Source organism: Streptomyces sp. NPDC015346, assembly GCF_043078785.1.
Lineage (GTDB): Bacteria > Actinomycetota > Actinomycetes > Streptomycetales > Streptomycetaceae > Streptomyces.
Genome location: NZ_JBIBTW010000004.1, coordinates 565,125 through 582,521, shown reverse-complemented (window position 1 = coordinate 582,521; position 17,397 = coordinate 565,125). Strand labels below are relative to the sequence as shown.

Here is a 17,397-nt window from a genome sequence, read left to right as displayed (position 1 = left end):
TCACCTTCCCACTCTCCCAGGGGGCCACGCATGGTGTTCCACAGCGAGTACGAGCCCGTCCCGACCGTCTCCCTGCCCATCCACGAGGCCGTCCTCGGCCGGGCCGCCGAACACGGTGACACCCCGGCCCTCATCGACGGGACCGGCGACCTGACCCTCACGTACGCCCAGGTCGACACGTTCCACCGGCGGATCGCCGCCGGGCTCGCCGAGGCCGGTGTCCGCAAGGGCGACGTCCTCGCCCTGCACAGCCCCAACACCGTGCTCTTCCCGGTCGCGTTCTACGCCGCCACGCGCGCCGGCGCGTCCGTCACCACCGTCCACCCGCTGGCCACGCCGGAGGAGTTCGCCAAGCAGCTCCGCGACTGCTCCGCGCGCTGGATCGTCACCGTCTCCCCGCTGCTCGCGGCCGCCCGCCGGGCCGCCGAACTCGCCGGCGGCATCGAGGAGATCCTCGTCTGCGACCGGGCGGACCCGGCCGAGGGGCACCTCTCCCTCCAGGCGATGCTGGCGACGACCACACCCGAGCCGTTCGTCGACATCGACCCCGACGAGGACATCGCCGCCCTGCCGTACTCCTCCGGCACCACCGGCGTCCCCAAGGGCGTGATGCTGACCCACACCTCGATCGCCACCAACCTCGCCCAGCTCGAACCCTTCATCCCCATGGGTCCCGGCGACCGCATCCTCGCCGTCCTGCCCTTCTTCCACATCTACGGCCTCACCGCCCTGATGAACGCCCCGCTGCGGCAGGGCGCCACCGTCGTCGTCCTGCCCCGCTTCGAACTCGACCAGTTCCTCGCCGCCATCGAGAAGCACCGCATCAACGGCCTGTACGTGGCGCCCCCGATCGTCCTCGCGCTCGCCAAGCACCCGGCGGTCGCCGACTACGACCTCTCCTCGCTGGAGTACATCGTCAGCGCCGCCGCCCCGCTCGACGCCTCCCTCGCCGAGGCCTGCTCGGCCCGGCTCAAACTGCCGCCGGTCCGCCAGGCATACGGGATGACGGAGCTGTCCCCGGGCACCCACGTCGTCCCGCTCGACGCCGTGAACCCCCCGCCCGGCGCCGTCGGCAAGCTCCTGCCCAGCACCGAGATGCGGATCCTGTCCCTCGACGACCCGGCACGGGACGTCGAGCCGGGGCAGGAGGGCGAGGTGGCCATCCGGGGCCCGCAGGTCATGAAGGGGTACCTCGGCCGCCCCGACGCCACCGCCGCCATGATCGACGCCGACGGCTGGGTGCACACGGGCGACATAGGCCGGGTCGACGAGAACGGCTGGCTCTTCGTCGTCGACCGGGTCAAGGAACTCATCAAGTACAAGGGCTTCCAGGTCGCCCCCGCCGAGCTCGAAGCGCTGCTCCTCACGCACGAGGGCGTGGCCGACGCGGCGGTGATCGGCGTGTACGACGAGGACGGCAACGAGGTGCCGAAGGCGTACGTCGTCCGCCAGCCACATGCGGCCGACCTGTCCGCCGACGACATCATCGGCTTCGTGGCCGGGCAGGTTGCCCCGTACAAGAAGATCCGGCGCGTGGAGTTCGTCGACGGGGTGCCGAGGGCGGCGTCGGGGAAGATCCTGCGCCGCGAACTGAGGGAGCGAGAAAACTCATGACCCTGGTCTCCGTCGCCCGCGAACGCGGCATCGCTGTTCTGACCCTGGACGCGCCCGGCAACCGCAACGCGCTGTCGGCCTCGCTGGTCGCCGACCTCGCCGAGGCGCTGACGGCGTGCGCGAAGGATCCGGGCGTACGGGCGGTGGTGCTGACCCACTCCGGCGCCACCTTCAGCGCGGGCGCGGACCTGAAGGCACCGCCCAATCCGTACTCCTTCGTGGCGCTGCTGCGGCAGATCGTGGAGCTGCCGAAACCCGTGGTGGGGGTGGTGCGGGGCCACGCGCGCGCGGGCGGTCTCGGCCTGCTCGGCGCCTGTGACGTGGTGGTGGCGTCCCCGGAGGCGGACTTCGCCCTGACGGAGGTACGGATCGGGGTGGCCCCGGCGGTCGTCTCGCTGACGCTGCTGCCGAAACTGGAGCCGCGGGCGGCGGCCCGGTACTACCTGACGGGCGAGCGCTTCGGGGTGCCGGAGGCCCTGCGCATGGGCCTGGTGACGGCGGGCGAGGACGCCCTGGAGGGGATCCTCGACGGGCTGCGCAAGGGCTCGCCGCAGGGCCTGGCCGAGTCCAAACGGCTGGTCACGGCTAAAGTCCTGGAGACCTTCGAACGGGACGCGGAGGAGCTGGTGCAGCGGTCCGCGTCGCTGTTCGCCTCCGCGGAGGCACGCGAAGGGATGACGGCCTTCCTCGAACGACGGGACCCCGAATGGGTGTGGTGAGCCCACCGAAACAGCCCCAGCAGGACAGGAGCCGCGCCACCCGGCGGCGGCTCCTGGAGGCGGCGGTGTCCTGCCTGGCCGAACACGGCTGGGCGGGCTCCACCGTCTCCGTGGTGGCCGAGCGGGCCGGGGTCTCGCGGGGGGCCGCCCAACACCACTTCCCGACCCGGGAGGCCCTCTTCACGGCGGCGGTCGAGTACGTGGCGGAGGAACGCTCCCAGGCCCTGCGCGCCCTCCCGGCCGAGAACCGCCGCGAGGTCGTCGCCGCCCTGGTCGACCTCTACACGGGCCCGCTGTTCCGCGCGGCGCTCCACCTGTGGGTCGCCGCCTCGAACGAGGAGCAGCTGCGCGGCCCGGTCACCGAACTGGAGGCCCGCGTCGGCCGCGAGTCCCACCGCATCGCGGTGGAACTCCTCCGCGCCGACGAGTCCCGCCCCGGCGTCCGCGAAACGGTCCAGGGCCTCCTCGACATGGCCCGCGGCCTCGGCCTCGCCACCCTCCTGACCGACGACCGCCCCCGCCGCGCCCGGGTCATCGCCCAATGGGCCGCCCTGGTGGACGAGGCCCTGGGCTAGCGGCGGGTGACCCGGGGCCGGGGCCGGGGCCGGGGCCGTGACCCGGGGCCGGGGCCGTGACCCGGGACACATACACGGTCCGCGCCCCGCAGTACGCTGGGCGCATGCTTTCGCTCGTACGCCGTCGTCACGTGGACTTTCTCCGCGTCACGACCATGGGCTGTCGGCCCTCCGCCTGACACCGACGCCCACCCACCCCGGTCCTCCGGCACACACCCCGCCGAACGCCGACCGGGCCCCGTACACCCCACGCGGACGCACACCATGACCTATACGTCGCAGCTCCCCATCGTCGACCTCGCCGCCGCCGACCGCGGCCCCCAGGCCCGCCGGCTCCTCCACGCCCAGCTGCACTCCGCCGCCCACGATGTCGGCTTCTTCCAGCTCGTCGGGCACGGCGTCACCGATGCCGAGACCCGGGCGCTCACCTCCGCCATGCGGGCGTTCTTCGCGCTGCCCGAGGCCGACCGGCTCGCCATCGACAACATCAACTCACCGCACTTCCGCGGCTACACCCGCATCGGCGACGAGCGCACCGGCGGCGCCCGCGACTGGCGCGACCAGCTCGACATCGGCGCCGAACGCCCCGCGCACGTGCCAGGCCCCGGCGAACCCCCGTACTGGTGGCTCCAGGGCCCCAACCAGTGGCCCGCCGCGCTCCCCGAGCTCCGCCTCGCCGCCCTCAACTGGGTCGAGCGCCTCAGCGGGGTCGCCGAGCGGCTGCTGCACGAGCTGCTCGTCTCGATCGGCGCCCCCGCCGACTTCTACGACGACATCTTCGGCGCCCACGCCCACCCGCACCTCAAGCTGGTGCGCTACCCGGGAAGCGCGGGCGACGGCGCCGACCAGGGCGTCGGCGCCCACAAGGACTACGGCTTCCTCACCCTGCTCCTCCAGGACCACGTCGGCGGCCTGCAGGTGGAGCGGGAGGACGGGGTCTTCCACGACGTACCGCCGCTGCCCGGCGCGTTCGTCGTCAACCTCGGCGAGCTCCTCGAAGTGGCGACGAACGGCTATCTCCGCGCCACCAACCACCGGGTGGTGTCCCCGCCCGGCGCGACGGAGCGCTACTCCGTCCCGTTCTTCTACAACCCGCGGCTCGACGCCCGCATCGCCCCGCTGGCCTTCCCGTACGCCGGGGCGGCGCCCGGCGTCACGGCCGACCCGGCGAACCCGCTGTTCGCCGAGTACGGCCGTAACGAGCTGAAGGGCAAGCTCCGCGCCCATCCGCTGGTCGCGGCCCGCCACCACGCGGACCTGCTGCTGAACGATTCTGCGGATCAGCCCGCGATGTCGCGGTAACCCTCGATCTCCTGGACGTCGCGCCGGCCAGGGCCGATGTACCGCGCCGACGGCCGCACCAGCCGGCCCGTGCGCTTCTGCTCCAGGATGTGCGCCGACCAGCCCGCCGTACGGGCGCAGCTGAACATCGACGTGAACATGTGCGCCGGGACCTCGGCGAAGTCCAGCACGATCGCCGCCCAGAACTCCACGTTCGTCGCGAGGACGCGGTCCGGGCGGCGGTTGTGCAGCTCCTCCAGAGCCGCCTTCTCCAGCGCCTCCGCGACCTCGAACCGCGGCGCCGCCAGCTCGCGCGCCGTACGGCGCAGGACGCGGGCGCGCGGGTCCTCGGCGCGGTAGACGCGGTGGCCGAAGCCCATCAGGCGCTCGCCCTGGTCCAGGGCCTTCTTCACGTACCCCACCGCGTCGCCGGTCCGCTCGATCTCCTCGATCATGCCGAGGACGCGGGACGGGGCGCCGCCGTGCAGCGGCCCGGACATGGCACCCACGGCGCCGCTCAGCGCCGCCGCCACGTCGGCGCCGGTCGAGGCGATGACGCGCGCGGTGAACGTGGAGGCGTTCATGCCGTGCTCGGCGGCCGAGGTCCAGTACGCGTCGACGGCCTTGACGTGCTTGGGGTCCGGCTCGCCGCGCCAGCGGATCATGAACCGCTCGACGACCGACTGCGCCTTGTCGATCTCGCTCTGCGGCACCATCGGCAGGCCCTGACCGCGCGCCGACTGGGCGACGTACGACAGCGCCATGACGGCGGCCCGGGCGAGGTCGTCGCGGGCCTGCTCGACGTCGATGTCGAGGAGCGGTTTGAGGCCCCACACCGGCGCGAGCATGGCGAGCGCGGACTGGACGTCGACCCGGATGTCACCGGAGTGCACCGGGATCGGGAACGGCTCGGCCGGCGGCAGACCGGGGTTGAACGCCCCGTCGACCAGCAGGCCCCACACGTTGCCGAACGAGACCTGACCGACCAGATCCTCGATGTCGACGCCGCGGTACCGGAGCGCGCCGCCCTCCTTGTCCGGTTCGGCGATCTCCGTTTCGAACGCGACGACTCCCTCGAGTCCGGGTACGAAGTCGGACATCAGGCGGCTCCTCTATCGATGATCAATCATCCGGCGGGGTCGGTGGGCGGAAAGTAACAGTCATCCAGCCGAAGAGTCTGTACGGTTCCGATGATGCGGGGAAGCGTGACATCCGGCACACTGCGCCGATTCGGCGAGAGAGGATTAACGGCACGGGGTGCCGGGCAGACTGGCCCGCTGCGGCAGGATGGCCCTGTGACCGACGCTCTCGATCCCGCCGACATGCGCGAGCAGTACCGGACCCCGCAGCTGACCGTGGCCGACCTCGCCCCCGAACCGATCGAACAGTTCACGCGCTGGTTCAAGGAGACCGCCACCAATCCGGCGATCCACGAGCCGAACGCGATGGTCGTCTCGACGGCCACCACCGACGGCCGGCCGTCCTCCCGGACGGTGCTGCTCAAGCACTACGACGAGGCGGGGTTCGTCTTCTACACGAACTACGGCTCCCGCAAGGGCGGCGAGCTGGCGGCCAATCCGTACATCTCGCTCCTCTTCCCCTGGCATCCACTGGCCCGCCAGGTCATCGTCACCGGCCGGGCGCTCCGCACCGGCCGTGACGAGACGGTCGCGTACTTCCGCACCCGCCCGCACGGCTCCCAGCTCGGCGCCTGGGCCAGCCACCAGTCCTCCGTGATCGGCTCCCGGGAGGAACTCCTCGCGCGCTACGAGGAGTTGGCGGCACGCTACCCGGAGGGCACGCAGGTCCCGGTGCCGCCGGAGTGGGGCGGCTTCCGGGTGGTGCCGGAGACGGTGGAGTTCTGGCAGGGCCACGAGAACCGCCTGCACGACCGGCTCCGGTACGTGCGGCAGGGCGCGGGGGACGAGGCGGGGGACGGCTCGGGGGACGACTGGCGGGTGGAGCGCCTGTCACCGTGAGGCGCCCGTCGCCCGGAGGCGCCTGTCACCGTGAGGCGCTGAGCGCCTCCGTCAGCGCCGTCTCGACCGCGTGCGGGATGTCCGTGACCGGGAACTGCGTGTGCCGTACGGTCCGCTCCCGGTCCACGACGACGACCGCGCGCCTGAGCCGGAGCGCCTGCCCGGCACGGAAGGTCGGCAGCCGCAGAGCCGCCGCGAGACGCGCGTCCATGTCGGAGAGGAGCGGGAAGGGGATCTCCTCGGCGGCGGCGAAGGCCCGCTGTTCGTCGGGCCGCTGGGTCGAGACCCCGTGGACCGCGATCCCGGCCGCCGTGAACCTGTCGTACGCGTCCCTGAACAGCCGGTTCTCCAGGGTGCAGCCGGCCGCCCCGGGGATGGCGTCCCAGTCGTCCGGCAGCGGGCTCGGCCGCCCGGTCGCCGGATAGCAGAAGAGCACGGTGGCGGCGGCGTCCGGATCGACCGGGTCCCGCTCCTCGCCGGTGTGCGCGGGCAGGGTCAGCCGGGGCAGCCGCGTGCCCGGCAGCTCGTGGAGGCGGCGGGCCTCGGCGCTGTGCTCGTCGGCCGAGCCGGTGAGGGTGCCGTCGCCGAGCAGCCAGCGGTCGGCCCAGTCCTGCATCGAGACCAGGACGGGGAGCAGGGCGCGCCCGGTCGCGCTGAGCCGGTACTCGTAACGCACCGGCCCCTCCTGGTACGGCACCTTGTCGAGCACGCCGCTGTCGACCAGGTGGTTGAGCCGCTCGGTGAGGACCTTGCGGGAGATGTCCAGCTCGCGCTGGAGCTCGTCGAAGCGGTGCCTGCCACGCGCCGTCTCCCGTACGAGGAGCAGGCTCCACCAGTCGCCGACGACGGCGGCGGCCTGGGCGATCGCACAGGCGGCGTCGCGCTCGGGCACGGCTCGGGCCATGGACTCCTCCAGCGGTCGGGTGGTCGGCGGGTCGGTGGTGGTTCGGGTGGCCGTCCCATCTTGCGCCATACAGCGAGTTCCCGATAGAAACTCACTACACCCACTCTAAGTTCCCAATGGAAACTCACTCGGGGGAGGGACCGCTTCCATGCCCATCGCCTGGGCGACCGCCTGGCGCACCTGGCAGATGACCCGCCGCGCCTACCCATGGACGTACGCCGTCGGCACCGTCCTGCCCGCGGCGCTCGCCATCTCGCTCGCCTACCTCGGCTACCACGCCATCGGCGGCGGCACCGTCGCCGACGACTTCGAGCGGGGCAGCGGCACCACCGCCTACCTCGCGTACGTCGTCGTCGGCGCGACCGCCTTCCAGTTCACCGTCCGGCTCATCCTCTGGTCCGCCAAGGCCCTCATCACCGAACAGCGCCAGGGCACCCTCGGCGCCCTCCTCGTCGCCCCCGCCGGCCGCCTCCCGTACCTGCTCGGCTTCACCGCCTTCGCGGTCCTCAGCAGCCTCGTCGAGTTCCTCACCCTGGGCGTGGTGATCGCCGCCCTCGGCATCTCCGTCCCCGTCTCCTCGGCCGCCGGCGCGCTGCTCGGCGCGCTCGGGCTGATCGCCGCCGTCTTCGCGGTCTCGGTCGGCCTCGGCGGCCTGATGATCGCGGCGGGCGAGGCCCACATCTCGCAGAACACCGTCTTCATCGTCCTCGGCCTGGTCGGCGGTTTCACCTTCCCCCGCGACTACCTGCCCCTCTGGGCCCAGTGGTTCGCCGAACTCCTCCCCACCACCTCGGCCATGGACGTCCTGCACGGCGCGTTCACCGGCGGCCAGTCGCTCCCCGACCTGCTGCCGAGACTCGGCGTCTGCGGCCTGCTCACCGCCGCCTACCTCCTCCTCGGACTGCTCTACCTGCCACGGGCCGAGGCCCGGGCCGTGGAAAGGACGTACTGATGACGACTCCGATCAAGGCCGCCATCGAGGTCCGCGCCCTGCGCAAGGAATTCCCCGTACGGGACAAGGGGCTCTTCGGCCGCCGTGGCGTCAAACGCGCCGTCGACGGCCTCGACCTCCACATCCCGCGCGGCCGCATCACCGGCCTCCTCGGCCTCAACGGCGCCGGGAAGACCACCACCATCAAGACCGTCGCCACCCTCCTGCGCCCCACCTCGGGCCGGGTGACCGTCGACGGCCTCGACACCGTCACCGACGCCCGCGAAGTACGCCGCCGCATCAACCTCATCGCCGGCGGCGAGCGCATGGTCTACACCCGCATGACCGGACGCGAGAACCTCTGGTACTTCGGCCAGCTCTACGACGTCCCCCAGCACGAACTGCGCCCCCGCATCGACGACCTGCTCGCCCTCGTCGGCCTCACCGACGCGGCCGACACCATGGTCGAGCGCTACTCCCGGGGCATGACCCAGCGCCTCGCCATCGCCCGCGGACTCGTCAACCGCCCCGCCTACCTGCTCCTCGACGAACCGACGCTCGGCCTCGACGCCCCCATCGCCCGCGACCTGCGCCGCGTCGTGGCCCGCCTCGCCGAGGAGGGCACGGGGGTCCTCCTCACCTCCCACTACCTCGCGGAGGTCGAGGAGCTCTGCGGCCGTGTGTACGTGATCTCGGGGGGCCGCCACCTCGCCGCCGGCAGCCCGGCGGAACTGAAGGCCGCGACCGGAACCCACCGTACGATCCGCCTGACGGTGACGACCCCGAGCGCGGCCACGGCGGCGGTGGCGACCCGCTTCGGCGCCGACCGCGAACTGCTCCCCACCGGGGCCGAGTTGATCACCCTGCGCCACCCGGACGACCTGGCGGGCCCGCTGGCCGCGGCGGTCGTCGGGGCGGGCGGCTCGATCGGCGGCCTGGAGATCGCGGAGGCCAGCCTGGAGGACGCGATCCTGGCCCTCGCGGACGGCTCGCGCGAGGTGGCACCGGCATGAGCCACGCCCTGACGCGCGCTCTGACGCACACCCTGACGCGCGACCTGACGCACGCCGGCCGGATCTTCGCCGCCGAGGCCCTGAAACAGCACCGCCGCCTCTTCGGCCAGCCCATCGTCGTCTTCTCGATGCTCGTCTGGCCCGTCCTCCAACTGGCCACCACCTACTACACCCTGCGCCCCGTCGCCACCGCCTCCCCGGCTGCCGCGAACTGGCCGCTCGCCGCCGACCCCGACCGCCTCCTCGCCTTCCTGGCCACCGGCACCCTCGCGTACGCCTTCTTCTTCTCCCTCGTCCAGTCGGCCTGGCACCTCTCCTTCGAACGCACCACCGGCACCCTGGAACTCCTCTTCCTCTCCCCGGCCGGCCGCCTCACCCTGATGCTCGCCAACGGCGCCGGCGCGCTCCTCCAGAACGCCTGGCTCCTGACCTGCTTCACCGTCGCCGCCTTGACCGGCTTCGGCACCCTCTCCGTCGCGGCCTGGTGGATGTACGGCATCGTCTTCCTGGCCCTGCTGATCCCGGCCGCCGCGTGGGGCGCGTTCCTCAACAGCCTGCTGGTCTTCTCCCGCGACTCGGCCTTCCTCTACACGATCCTCGACGAACCCCTCTGGTTCGTCTCGGGCGTCCGCCTCCCCCACTTCGCCCTGCCGGCGGCGATCCAGGTGGTGGGCGCGGTCTTCCCCCTGACGGGCAGCCTGATCGCCGTTCGAGGAGCCCTCCTCGAACACCGGACCCTCACCGACCTCGCCCCGACCCTCGCCGCCCTCACGGCCCTGAGCGCCCTGCTCCTGGCAGCGGCCTCACTCATCCTCCGCCTGGGCGAAGCCCGCTCCCGGCGCACGGGCAAACTGGGTCTCGCCTGAGGGCGCCCACGCGCCCACGCGCACCCGGTCAGCCCGGTGGCTGTGTGCCGCGGGGCCCCGGAAACGCGGACGACCCGTGGGCCTTGGTCCCGTCCGCTCGAGTTCGGACGGGAGCCGGCCGGACTTACCGGCGGCCCACGGGTCGGGTGACTGCGTTGTTGTCGGCAGACGGCCTGCCGAGATGCACGATGTGCGACGGCAGGCCTTAGCCCGCAGTCACCTCACGAGTCCGAAAAGAAACCATGTTTTCGGATCACCTCCTTTCAACGTGTGCCCCCACCCTAAGAAGCGACCGGCGAGGCCTCAAGCGATTTATGAGACGAGTCCGCTCGTTTCCGGGGCGCAACGATTTCGTTGAAGCGGGTGTGTCGTGCGTCACGTTCCAGTTGAATTGGGCTCGGGGCGTGCGGGTGCACGCGCGTACACCGTCCTGACAGGGGGTCCGGGATGAGTGCTTCCACGAGTGAGGCCGCGCGGCGGGCGGCCGACGGGCAGGGGCCCGGGGCGGACCTGCTCGCCGCGTTGCTGGACGGGATGGACGCGGCGCTCTGCGCCTTCGACGCGGACGGGACCGTCACCCACTGGAACCGCGAGGCCGAGCGGATCCTCGGCTGGTCCGCCCAGGAGGCCGTCGGGCGGCGCGGGTTCGAGGGGTGGGCGGCGCGCAGGACCGACGCGGCCGAGGCGTTGGCGCGGCTGATGGCGGCGATGGAGGCGCCCGGCCGGCTGGTGCACGAGTTCGCGCTGCTGCGGAAGGACGGCGGCAGGGTTCTCGTACGGACGCAGTCGGCGGGCGTGCGCGGGCCGGACGGTGCCCCGGCCGGGGTGTACTGCGCCTTCAGCGAGGTGCACGCGCAGATCGATCTGGAGCGGTCGATCGCGCTCAGCGAGGCGTTGTTCGAGGACGCCTCCTGGGGTGTCGTCCTGGTCGACGTCGATCTGCGGCCCACCGTCGTCAACGGGCACGCCGCCCGCGCGATGGGGGCCGGCCGCACGACTCTCCTCGGGCGGCCGCTCGGCGAGTTGGTCGCGCAGGGCGTGGAGGAGTTGGAGGGCGCCCTCCAGCACGTGCTGGCGGAGGGCGCGCCGCGGGCGCTCGCCGAGGTGTGGGTGACCCTGCGGACCGCGGAGGGCGAGCGGCGCCGGTGCTGGCGCAGCGGGTTCGTGCGGCTGTCGTCGCCGTTGTCCGAGGAGCCGGTGCCGTTGGGCGTGGGGTGGCTCTTCCAGGACGTCACGGAGGAGCGGCTCGCGGAGCAGGAGGCGGACCGGCTGCGGTTCCGGTACAGCCAGCTGCACCGGGCCGGTGCGGCGGCGGCCGAGTGCGAGGACCCGATGGAGGCGGCGACCGTCCTGCTGGACTTCGCCCTGGCCGGCTTCGCCGACCACGCGCTCCTCGACCTCGCGGCGGGCGAGCGGCGCCTCGTCCGCGTCGCCGCCACCCCGGCCGGTGTGCCCGGCCCGGTCGTCCCCGTCGCGGGCGGTGGCATTCCGGTGCGCTATCCCTCCGGCCACCCCGTCCTCCAGGCGGTCTCCCGTACGGGCCCGGTGCGGGTTTCGGCCTCCGCCGCGACGCCGCAGGGCGCCGAGGAGTGGGCCGTGGAACGCCACTGGCCCCGCGACGCCGTCCACGCGCTGTGCCTCCCGCTGCGCAGCCGGGGCCGCACAGTGGGCGCGGTGACCTTCCTCCGCGCCGCGTCCCGTACGGCCTTCGAGCGGCCGGACGCGGTGTACGCGGAGACGGTGGCGGTACGGGTAGCGGCCTCCCTGGACCTGGCGGGGGCGGGGGACGAGGAGCCGGGAGGCGGTACGGGACGGGCATAGCCCCGGCCCACCACCAAGCCCCCTACGTCCCCCGGCGCCCCGCTACGCCGCCTGCAGCGCCAGCGTCGGCGACAGTCGCGACGCCCGTACCGCCGGATACAGCCCGGCCACCGTGCCGATCACCAGCGTCGCGCCGAAGCCGCCGGCCACCGCCCACGGCGGCACCACCCACGGCAGCCCGCCCGTGTACGCGTACACGCCCGTCGCCGCGCCCCCGAGCGCCACGCCCGCCAGCCCGCCGAGCCCCGACAGCATCAGGGACTCCGTCACGAACTGGATCCTGATCTGCCCCTTCGTCGCCCCCAAGGAGCGCCGCAGGCCGATCTCGTGGCGGCGCTCCAACACTGAGATGATCATGGTGTTGGCGACGCCGACCCCGCCCACCAGCAGGGCGATCCCGCCGAGCCCCAGCAGCAGGGTCGAGAAGGCGCCTTCGGTGGCCGCCTTGGCCTGGAGGGCCGCGGACGGGTCGCCGACCTGGACGTTCTGCGGGTTGCGCGGGTCGATGGTCGGGGCGAGCAGCTTCTGGACCGTCCGTACGGACGCGTCCGTGGACCGCTCGTACACCGCCGTCGGATGCCCGTCGAAGCCGAGGAGTTCCTGGGCGCCCTCCCAGCCGACCAGCGCCGAGCGTTCGATCTCGGGGGAGAGCGGCAGCGGTTCGAGGATGCCGACGACGGTGAAGTAGCGGTCGTCGACCCAGACCTGCTGCCCGGGCCGGGTGATGCCGAGCCGCTCGGCGGCGACATGGCCGAGGACCACGGACGGATAGCGGCCGTTGGCCGCGTTCAGCCACGTACCGGCCGACGTCCTGCCGCGCAGGACGTCCAGCAGCCCCTCCGTGGCCGCCCTGACCGCGATTCCGCCCGTCTCGCCCTCGGGGATCTTCTCGGAGCGCCGGACCGTACGGTCCAGGTCGCCGGTCGCGCCGGCCTTCTCGACGCCCTCGATCCGGCCCACCATCCCCACCGCGTCCTTGGGCAGCTTGACCTTCTCCCCGCTGAACATCCCCTGGCCCGGCTGAGCCACCAGCATGTTCGTGCCGAGCGCGTCGAGCTGCCGGATCAACTGGGCCTGGCTGGAGGCGGAGATGCCGACGACCGCGATCATCGTGGCGATCCCGATGGCGATCCCGAGCGCCGACAGCACGACCCGCACGGGCCGGCTGCGGAGCCCGGCCGAGCCGACGTGGAGCACGTCGCGCGGCCCGAGCCGGGCGGCCTTCAGGCCACGTGCGCGCCTACCGGGTGTACCTCTTGTACGGGGCATCAGACCGCGACCTTTCCGCGTGCTCCGCGTGCCGTGTCCGCCACCACCCGGCCGTCGCGGATACGGACCTGGCGCGGCAGCCGCCCCGCGATCTCCGCGTCGTGGGTGATGACCGCGATCGTCGCGCCCTCGGCGTTGAGGCCGTGCAGCAGCTCCATGACGGCCTCGCCGGACGCCGAGTCCAGCGCGCCCGTCGGCTCGTCGGCGAGGAGCAGGTCGGGTTCGCCGACGACCGCGCGGGCGATGGCGACGCGCTGCTTCTGCCCGCCGGACAGCTCGTGCGGCCGGTGCTTCATCCGGTCGGCGAGCCCGACCCGGGCCAGGGCGTCGGCGGCCATCGACCGCCGCTTGGCCCGGGGGAGCCCGGAGTACAGCAGCCCCTCGGCGACGTTCTCCAGCGCGCCGACGCCGGGCACCAGATGGAACGACTGGAACACGAAGCCGATGTGGCGGGAGCGGAGCGCGGAGAGCCGGCGGTCCGCCAGCGACGCCACGTCATGGCCGGCGATCTCCACGGTCCCGGCGCTGGGCCGGTCGAGCGTGCCGACGATGTGCAGCAGGGTGGACTTGCCGGAGCCGGACGGGCCGACGATGCCGAGCAGTTCCCCCTCCTCGACGGTGAGGTCCACCCCGTCGAGGGCGCGCACACCCCCGGCGTACTCCTTGGTGACCCCGGAGAGCCGTACGACGGTCGTGGGGCCGGTCAGTCCGCGCGGCGGTTCGGGAGGCACGCCCGGAGGCGCTTCCCGGGGCACGCCCGGCGGCGCTTCCGGGGGCACGCCCTGCGGCGGTTCCGGCGGCACGCCCGGTGGCATGGCAGTCGTCATGCGGACGGCACCCCGATCTTCATGCCCTCGCGCAGACCCTCGCCGCTGATCTCGACGCGGCCCTGGCCGAACATGCCGAGCTCCACCGCCACGTCCCGCGCCTTCCCGTCCTCGACGACCTGGACGCCGAAACCGCCGCCGGGCAGGGCGAGCAGCGCGTTCACGGGTACGGAGAGGACGTTCCTCCGGGTCTCGCCGGTGAGGTCGACGGTGACCGGGGACTGGTCGAGGCCCTGGACCTTCTCCGGCGCGTCGAAGGAGACCGTGACGTCGATCTTCGGGGTCCTGTCCTGCGGATCGTCGCCCGCCGAGGCGGTCTTCCCGGCCGACGACACCTTCCCCGGCGCCCGTGTCCCGTCCGGGAGCTGTACGGAGACCCGGGTGCCGGGCTTCGCCAGACCGGCGTCCGCGACGGGGATCTTGAACCGTACGACCCGCTCGGAGCCGGTCACGGTGAGCACCGGCCGGCCGGGCCCCACCTGGTCGCCGAGGGCCGCGCCCGCCTCCTTGACCCGTACCGCGCTGCCGGCGAAGGCGATCGCGTCCGTTCCCACCGTGCCGGTCCGCTTCAGGTCGTGGGACTTCTGCCAGCGCTTGACGGCCTCGGCGGTCTTCGCCGTGAACTCCTCGTCGACGGTGAAGCCGGTGTAGCCGAGGGCGGCGAGGTTCTCCTCCAGCTGCCGGACGTCCTTGCCCTCGTCGCCCGTCTTGAGGGTCCGGTACATGGGCTCGGCGCCGTACATCAGCCGGACGGGCCGGCCGTCGACCTCGTACAGCCGCTCGTCCCGCTCGACGGTGGAGCCGGTCGGGGCGATCCAGTTGAGCGTGCCGGCCGGGCCGGCGTTGATCTTCCGCTCGCCGAGGTGGCCGAGGGTGCCGTCCTGCTGGGAGCTGTCGCTGAGGTCGCCACGCGTGAGCGGCGTCGTGGCGGGCGGCAGCCCCGACGCCCTACCCGAGTCCGCTCCGGTGGCGGAGACGCGTTCCTTCTCGGGGGCGCCCAGGGCGGTGACGGCCGCGCCCGCCCCCGCGACGGCGATGATCGCGACCACGGCGGCCACGAGCCCGCGCCGGCTCATCGCGTCACGCTCTCGCAGGCCTTGGAGGCCTTTTCGAACTTCGTCTTCTCCGCGCCCTGCGGCATCGGCCGCGCCGGGGCCATGGCGCCACCGCCCTCGAACTTCGGGTCGGGCATGTCGAAGCCGTTCTTGCGCATGCACTGCGCGTACTTGATCATCTTGTCCTTGTCGGCCTGGGTCAGCTCCTTGCCCATGCCGGCTCCGCCCTTGTCGCGGCAGGCCTTGAACGCCTTCTCCATCTTCTCCTTGGACATGCCGTCGCCGCCGATGGTCAGGCCGACGCCCTCCTCGCCCGGCTTCGGCTCGGGCACGTCCAAGCCCTGCTCGCGCAGACACTTGCGGTGCTCAAGGGCCTGGTCGGCCTTCTTGCCCTCCTCGCTCACGGTCGTCGCTTCGGGCTTCTCGCCGGAGCAGGCGGTGGTGAGGAGCGAGAGGGCGGCCAGCGAGGCGGCCGCGGCGGTCATGGTGAGGTTCCGTCGAATCGTCATGGGCGGGAGCGTGCCGGGAGGCGGTGTTTCGTTTCTCTCAGCGGAGGGGTTAACAGAGAGGAAAGGTCCCTTCCGGTACACAGGGCCCATGCGCGTACTGGTGGTGGAGGACGAGGCCTTTCTCGCCGAGATGATCGCCGAGGGTCTGCGCCGCGACGCGCTCGCCGTGGACGTGGCGGCCGACGGCCTCGAAGCGCTGCGGAAGATGCGGTTCGGGGAGTACGACGTCCTCGTCCTCGATCGTGACCTGCCCGGACTCCACGGTGACGACGTGTGCCGCCGGGTGGTCGAGCAGCGGTTGATGACCCGCGTCCTGATGCTGACGGCGGCGGGCACGGTACGGGACCGGGTCGACGGCCTCGGCCTCGGCGCCGACGACTACCTGGCCAAGCCCTTCGCGTACGACGAGCTGCTCGCCCGCGTCCTCGCGCTCGGCCGGCGCGCCCGGCCCGCGCTGCCTCCGGTCCTGGAGCGGGCCGGGATCGTCCTCGACACCGCCCGCCGCCAGGCGAGCCGCGACGGACGGCATCTGCACCTGTCGAGGAAGGAGTTCGCGGTCCTTGAGGCGCTGCTGCGCGCGGAGGGGGCGGTGGTCAGCGGCGAGGACCTGATCGAGCAGGTGTGGGAGGAGCACACCAGCTACCGCACGAACGCGGTACGGGTGACGCTGAGCAAGCTACGGGCCAAGCTGGGGGAGCCGCCGGTGGTCGAGACGGTGCAGGGCGTCGGCTACCGGATCACGTCCGTCCCGCCGAGCGGCCGGTCAGGCGGCCCGTCGACCGGTCGTACGTCATGAACGCCGGTCGCGTCATGAACGGCGAACGGGCCCGGCTGACGGCCCTGTACGGCGGGCTGCTGCTGCTCGCGGGCGTGCTGCTCACCGGGGTGGTGTATCTCCTGGTGAAGGAGGGCCTCTACTCGTCGATCAGCGTCGCCGTCAACGGAGCCGTACCCGCCCGGCGGATGGACGGCCTGCCGACGGCGAGCGCGTCACCCCTCTGGGAGCGGGCCAGGGTCGCGAGCCCCGGGCCGGTCCCGCCGTCCGCCGTCGAGGGGCTCGCGGTGACCCGGACGGTCAGCGACGCGGCCGAGAGCGCCGCGCTCGAGCGGCTGCTGACGGTCTCGCTGCTGGTCCTCGCCGCGTACGCCCTGCTCTCCGTCGTCCTCGCCTGGTGGATGGCGGGCCGGGTCCTGCGGCCGGTCGCACTGATCACCGACACGGCCCGCCGCCTGTCGGGCGAGAACCTGCACGAGCGGATCGCGCTGGAGGGGCCGCCGGGGGAGCTGAAGCGGCTCGCGGACACCTTCGACGGGATGCTCGGCCGGATGGAACAGCTCGTCTCGGCCCAGCAGCGGTTCGCGGCGAACGCGGCGCACGAGCTGCGCACCCCGGTGGCCGTCCAGCGGGCTGCGGCCGAGATCGGGCTCGCGGGGGAGCCGTCCCCGGAGCGGGTCGCCCGGATCCGGTCGAAGCTCATCGAGGTCGCCGACGACAGCGAGCGGATGATCGAGGGCCTGCTGCTGCTCGCCGCCTCCGACCAGGGGCTGCGGGAGCGCCGACCGGTGGCGGTGCACGAGGTCGCGCGCGAGGCGGTGGACGCGCTGGCCGCCGAGGCGGCGGAGCGCGGGGTGAGCGTCTCGGTCGACGCCCGGCCCCTGACGGTCGACGGCGACCCGGTGCTCCTGGACCGGCTGATCCACAACCTGGTCGCGAACGGCCTGCGCCACAACGTCCCGGACGGCCGCGTGGAACTCCGTACGGGATCCGGCGCGATCGAGGTCGTCAACACCGGCCCGGTCGTCCCCGCCGACACCGTCCCGCTGCTCTTCGAACCCTTCCGGCGCCTGACGGCCCGCACGCACGGGCCGGGTGAGGGCGCCGGCCTCGGCCTGTCGATCGTCGACGCGATCGCCCGCGCCCACGGCGCGACGGCGACGGCGACGGCGAACGCGAACGCGGAGGGCGGCGGCCTGACGGTCCGCGTGAGCTTCGGCCCGTAGCGCGCCGCCGGCCGCGGTGTTTCCAGCGGTGTT

Annotated in this window: 17 protein-coding genes; 11 read left to right on the top strand and 6 right to left on the bottom strand. The window is 73.0% G+C overall.

Annotation, left to right across the window (positions count from 1 at the left end):
• Nucleotides 1-30 precede the first annotated feature (30 nt).
• From ACF06X_RS17800 to ACF06X_RS17785, 4 genes are all read left to right on the top strand, one after another.
• Complete coding sequence (locus tag ACF06X_RS17800; RefSeq protein WP_392288182.1) at nt 31-1,614, top strand: 4-coumarate--CoA ligase family protein; 1,584 nt, start codon at nt 31-33, stop codon at nt 1,612-1,614.
• Nucleotides 1,611-2,333, top strand: coding sequence for an enoyl-CoA hydratase family protein (locus ACF06X_RS17795; protein ID WP_392288181.1), 723 nt, complete (start codon nt 1,611-1,613; stop codon nt 2,331-2,333). The genes ACF06X_RS17800 and ACF06X_RS17795 overlap by 4 nt, the downstream gene beginning before the upstream one ends.
• Nucleotides 2,321-2,908, top strand: a complete 588-nt coding sequence (locus tag ACF06X_RS17790; protein ID WP_392288180.1) for a TetR/AcrR family transcriptional regulator — start codon at nt 2,321-2,323, stop codon at nt 2,906-2,908. The genes ACF06X_RS17795 and ACF06X_RS17790 overlap by 13 nt, the downstream gene beginning before the upstream one ends.
• 264 nt (nt 2,909-3,172) lie before the next feature.
• A complete protein-coding gene (locus tag ACF06X_RS17785) occupies nt 3,173-4,210 on the top strand; it encodes an isopenicillin N synthase family dioxygenase (protein WP_392288179.1) in 1,038 nt (345 codons plus the stop codon).
• On the opposite strand, the gene ACF06X_RS17780 is transcribed toward ACF06X_RS17785, so the two are convergent.
• Nucleotides 4,189-5,289, bottom strand: a complete 1,101-nt coding sequence (locus ACF06X_RS17780) for a citrate synthase 2 (RefSeq protein ID WP_392288178.1) — start codon at nt 5,287-5,289, stop codon at nt 4,189-4,191. The genes ACF06X_RS17785 and ACF06X_RS17780 overlap by 22 nt on opposite strands.
• 222 nt (nt 5,290-5,511) lie before the next feature.
• Between ACF06X_RS17780 and pdxH the strand changes: the two genes are divergently transcribed.
• The gene (gene pdxH, locus ACF06X_RS17775) at nt 5,512-6,168 is read left to right on the top strand and encodes a pyridoxamine 5'-phosphate oxidase (RefSeq protein WP_392288439.1); all 657 of its coding nucleotides are present in this window, start codon (nt 5,512-5,514) and stop codon (nt 6,166-6,168) included.
• 25 nt (nt 6,169-6,193) lie between these two features.
• Here the strand turns inward: pdxH and ACF06X_RS17770 are convergent, their stop codons facing one another.
• A complete protein-coding gene (locus ACF06X_RS17770) occupies nt 6,194-7,072 on the bottom strand; it encodes a winged helix-turn-helix transcriptional regulator (RefSeq protein ID WP_392288438.1) in 879 nt (292 codons plus the stop codon).
• A gap of 148 nt (nt 7,073-7,220) precedes the next feature.
• Between ACF06X_RS17770 and ACF06X_RS17765 the strand changes: the two genes are divergently transcribed.
• From ACF06X_RS17765 to ACF06X_RS17750, 4 genes are all read left to right on the top strand, one after another.
• Nucleotides 7,221-8,024, top strand: a complete 804-nt coding sequence (locus ACF06X_RS17765) for an ABC transporter permease (protein WP_392288177.1) — start codon at nt 7,221-7,223, stop codon at nt 8,022-8,024.
• Entirely contained in the window at nt 8,024-9,016 is a 993-nt protein-coding gene (locus ACF06X_RS17760; protein WP_392288176.1) for an ABC transporter ATP-binding protein, read from the top strand. The genes ACF06X_RS17765 and ACF06X_RS17760 overlap by 1 nt, the downstream gene beginning before the upstream one ends.
• A complete protein-coding gene (locus ACF06X_RS17755) occupies nt 9,013-9,882 on the top strand; it encodes an ABC transporter permease (RefSeq protein WP_392288175.1) in 870 nt (289 codons plus the stop codon). The genes ACF06X_RS17760 and ACF06X_RS17755 overlap by 4 nt, the downstream gene beginning before the upstream one ends.
• Before the next feature lie 447 nt (nt 9,883-10,329).
• A complete protein-coding gene (locus ACF06X_RS17750) occupies nt 10,330-11,703 on the top strand; it encodes a PAS domain-containing protein (RefSeq protein ID WP_392288174.1) in 1,374 nt (457 codons plus the stop codon).
• 42 nt (nt 11,704-11,745) lie between these two features.
• Here the strand turns inward: ACF06X_RS17750 and ACF06X_RS17745 are convergent, their stop codons facing one another.
• Genes ACF06X_RS17745 through ACF06X_RS17730 form a run of 4 tightly spaced genes read right to left on the bottom strand, consistent with a single transcriptional unit; the run spans nt 11,746 to nt 15,363 of the window.
• A complete protein-coding gene (locus ACF06X_RS17745; protein ID WP_392288173.1) occupies nt 11,746-12,972 on the bottom strand; it encodes an ABC transporter permease in 1,227 nt (408 codons plus the stop codon).
• Nucleotides 12,972-13,799, bottom strand: coding sequence for an ABC transporter ATP-binding protein (locus ACF06X_RS17740; RefSeq protein WP_392288172.1), 828 nt, complete (start codon nt 13,797-13,799; stop codon nt 12,972-12,974). Before ACF06X_RS17740 ends, ACF06X_RS17745 begins: the two co-directional genes overlap by 1 nt.
• The gene (locus ACF06X_RS17735; RefSeq protein WP_392288171.1) at nt 13,796-14,875 is read right to left on the bottom strand and encodes a peptidoglycan-binding protein; all 1,080 of its coding nucleotides are present in this window, start codon (nt 14,873-14,875) and stop codon (nt 13,796-13,798) included. Before ACF06X_RS17735 ends, ACF06X_RS17740 begins: the two co-directional genes overlap by 4 nt.
• Entirely contained in the window at nt 14,872-15,363 is a 492-nt protein-coding gene (locus ACF06X_RS17730) for a hypothetical protein (RefSeq protein WP_392288170.1), read from the bottom strand. Before ACF06X_RS17730 ends, ACF06X_RS17735 begins: the two co-directional genes overlap by 4 nt.
• 88 nt (nt 15,364-15,451) lie before the next feature.
• On the opposite strand from ACF06X_RS17730, the gene ACF06X_RS17725 reads away from it, so the two are divergent.
• Both ACF06X_RS17725 and ACF06X_RS17720 read left to right on the top strand, forming a co-directional pair.
• Nucleotides 15,452-16,159: a response regulator transcription factor gene (locus ACF06X_RS17725; RefSeq protein ID WP_392288169.1), complete on the top strand. Its 708-nt coding sequence runs from the start codon at nt 15,452-15,454 to the stop codon at nt 16,157-16,159.
• Between the two features lie 14 nt (nt 16,160-16,173).
• Nucleotides 16,174-17,364, top strand: coding sequence for an ATP-binding protein (locus ACF06X_RS17720; RefSeq protein ID WP_392288437.1), 1,191 nt, complete (start codon nt 16,174-16,176; stop codon nt 17,362-17,364).
• Nucleotides 17,365-17,397 lie beyond the last annotated feature (33 nt).

Excerpts from the sequence above, each read along its gene's own strand:
- ACF06X_RS17800 (WP_392288182.1), top strand. The coding sequence starts at position 31 with ATGGTGTTCCACAGCGAGTACGAGCCCGTCCCGACCGTCTCCCTGCCC.
- ACF06X_RS17795 (WP_392288181.1), top strand. The coding sequence starts at position 1,611 with ATGACCCTGGTCTCCGTCGCCCGCGAACGCGGCATCGCTGTTCTGACC.
- ACF06X_RS17790 (WP_392288180.1), top strand. The coding sequence starts at position 2,321 with ATGGGTGTGGTGAGCCCACCGAAACAGCCCCAGCAGGACAGGAGCCGC.
- ACF06X_RS17785 (WP_392288179.1), top strand. The coding sequence starts at position 3,173 with ATGACCTATACGTCGCAGCTCCCCATCGTCGACCTCGCCGCCGCCGAC.
- ACF06X_RS17780 (WP_392288178.1), bottom strand. The coding sequence starts at position 5,289 with ATGTCCGACTTCGTACCCGGACTCGAGGGAGTCGTCGCGTTCGAAACG.
- pdxH (WP_392288439.1), top strand. The coding sequence starts at position 5,512 with ATGCGCGAGCAGTACCGGACCCCGCAGCTGACCGTGGCCGACCTCGCC.
- ACF06X_RS17770 (WP_392288438.1), bottom strand. The coding sequence starts at position 7,072 with ATGGCCCGAGCCGTGCCCGAGCGCGACGCCGCCTGTGCGATCGCCCAG.
- ACF06X_RS17765 (WP_392288177.1), top strand. The coding sequence starts at position 7,221 with ATGCCCATCGCCTGGGCGACCGCCTGGCGCACCTGGCAGATGACCCGC.
- ACF06X_RS17760 (WP_392288176.1), top strand. The coding sequence starts at position 8,024 with ATGACGACTCCGATCAAGGCCGCCATCGAGGTCCGCGCCCTGCGCAAG.
- ACF06X_RS17755 (WP_392288175.1), top strand. The coding sequence starts at position 9,013 with ATGAGCCACGCCCTGACGCGCGCTCTGACGCACACCCTGACGCGCGAC.
- ACF06X_RS17750 (WP_392288174.1), top strand. The coding sequence starts at position 10,330 with ATGAGTGCTTCCACGAGTGAGGCCGCGCGGCGGGCGGCCGACGGGCAG.
- ACF06X_RS17745 (WP_392288173.1), bottom strand. The coding sequence starts at position 12,972 with ATGCCCCGTACAAGAGGTACACCCGGTAGGCGCGCACGTGGCCTGAAG.
- ACF06X_RS17740 (WP_392288172.1), bottom strand. The coding sequence starts at position 13,799 with ATGACGACTGCCATGCCACCGGGCGTGCCGCCGGAACCGCCGCAGGGC.
- ACF06X_RS17735 (WP_392288171.1), bottom strand. The coding sequence starts at position 14,875 with ATGAGCCGGCGCGGGCTCGTGGCCGCCGTGGTCGCGATCATCGCCGTC.
- ACF06X_RS17730 (WP_392288170.1), bottom strand. The coding sequence starts at position 15,363 with ATGACGATTCGACGGAACCTCACCATGACCGCCGCGGCCGCCTCGCTG.
- ACF06X_RS17725 (WP_392288169.1), top strand. The coding sequence starts at position 15,452 with ATGCGCGTACTGGTGGTGGAGGACGAGGCCTTTCTCGCCGAGATGATC.
- ACF06X_RS17720 (WP_392288437.1), top strand. The coding sequence starts at position 16,174 with ATGAACGGCGAACGGGCCCGGCTGACGGCCCTGTACGGCGGGCTGCTG.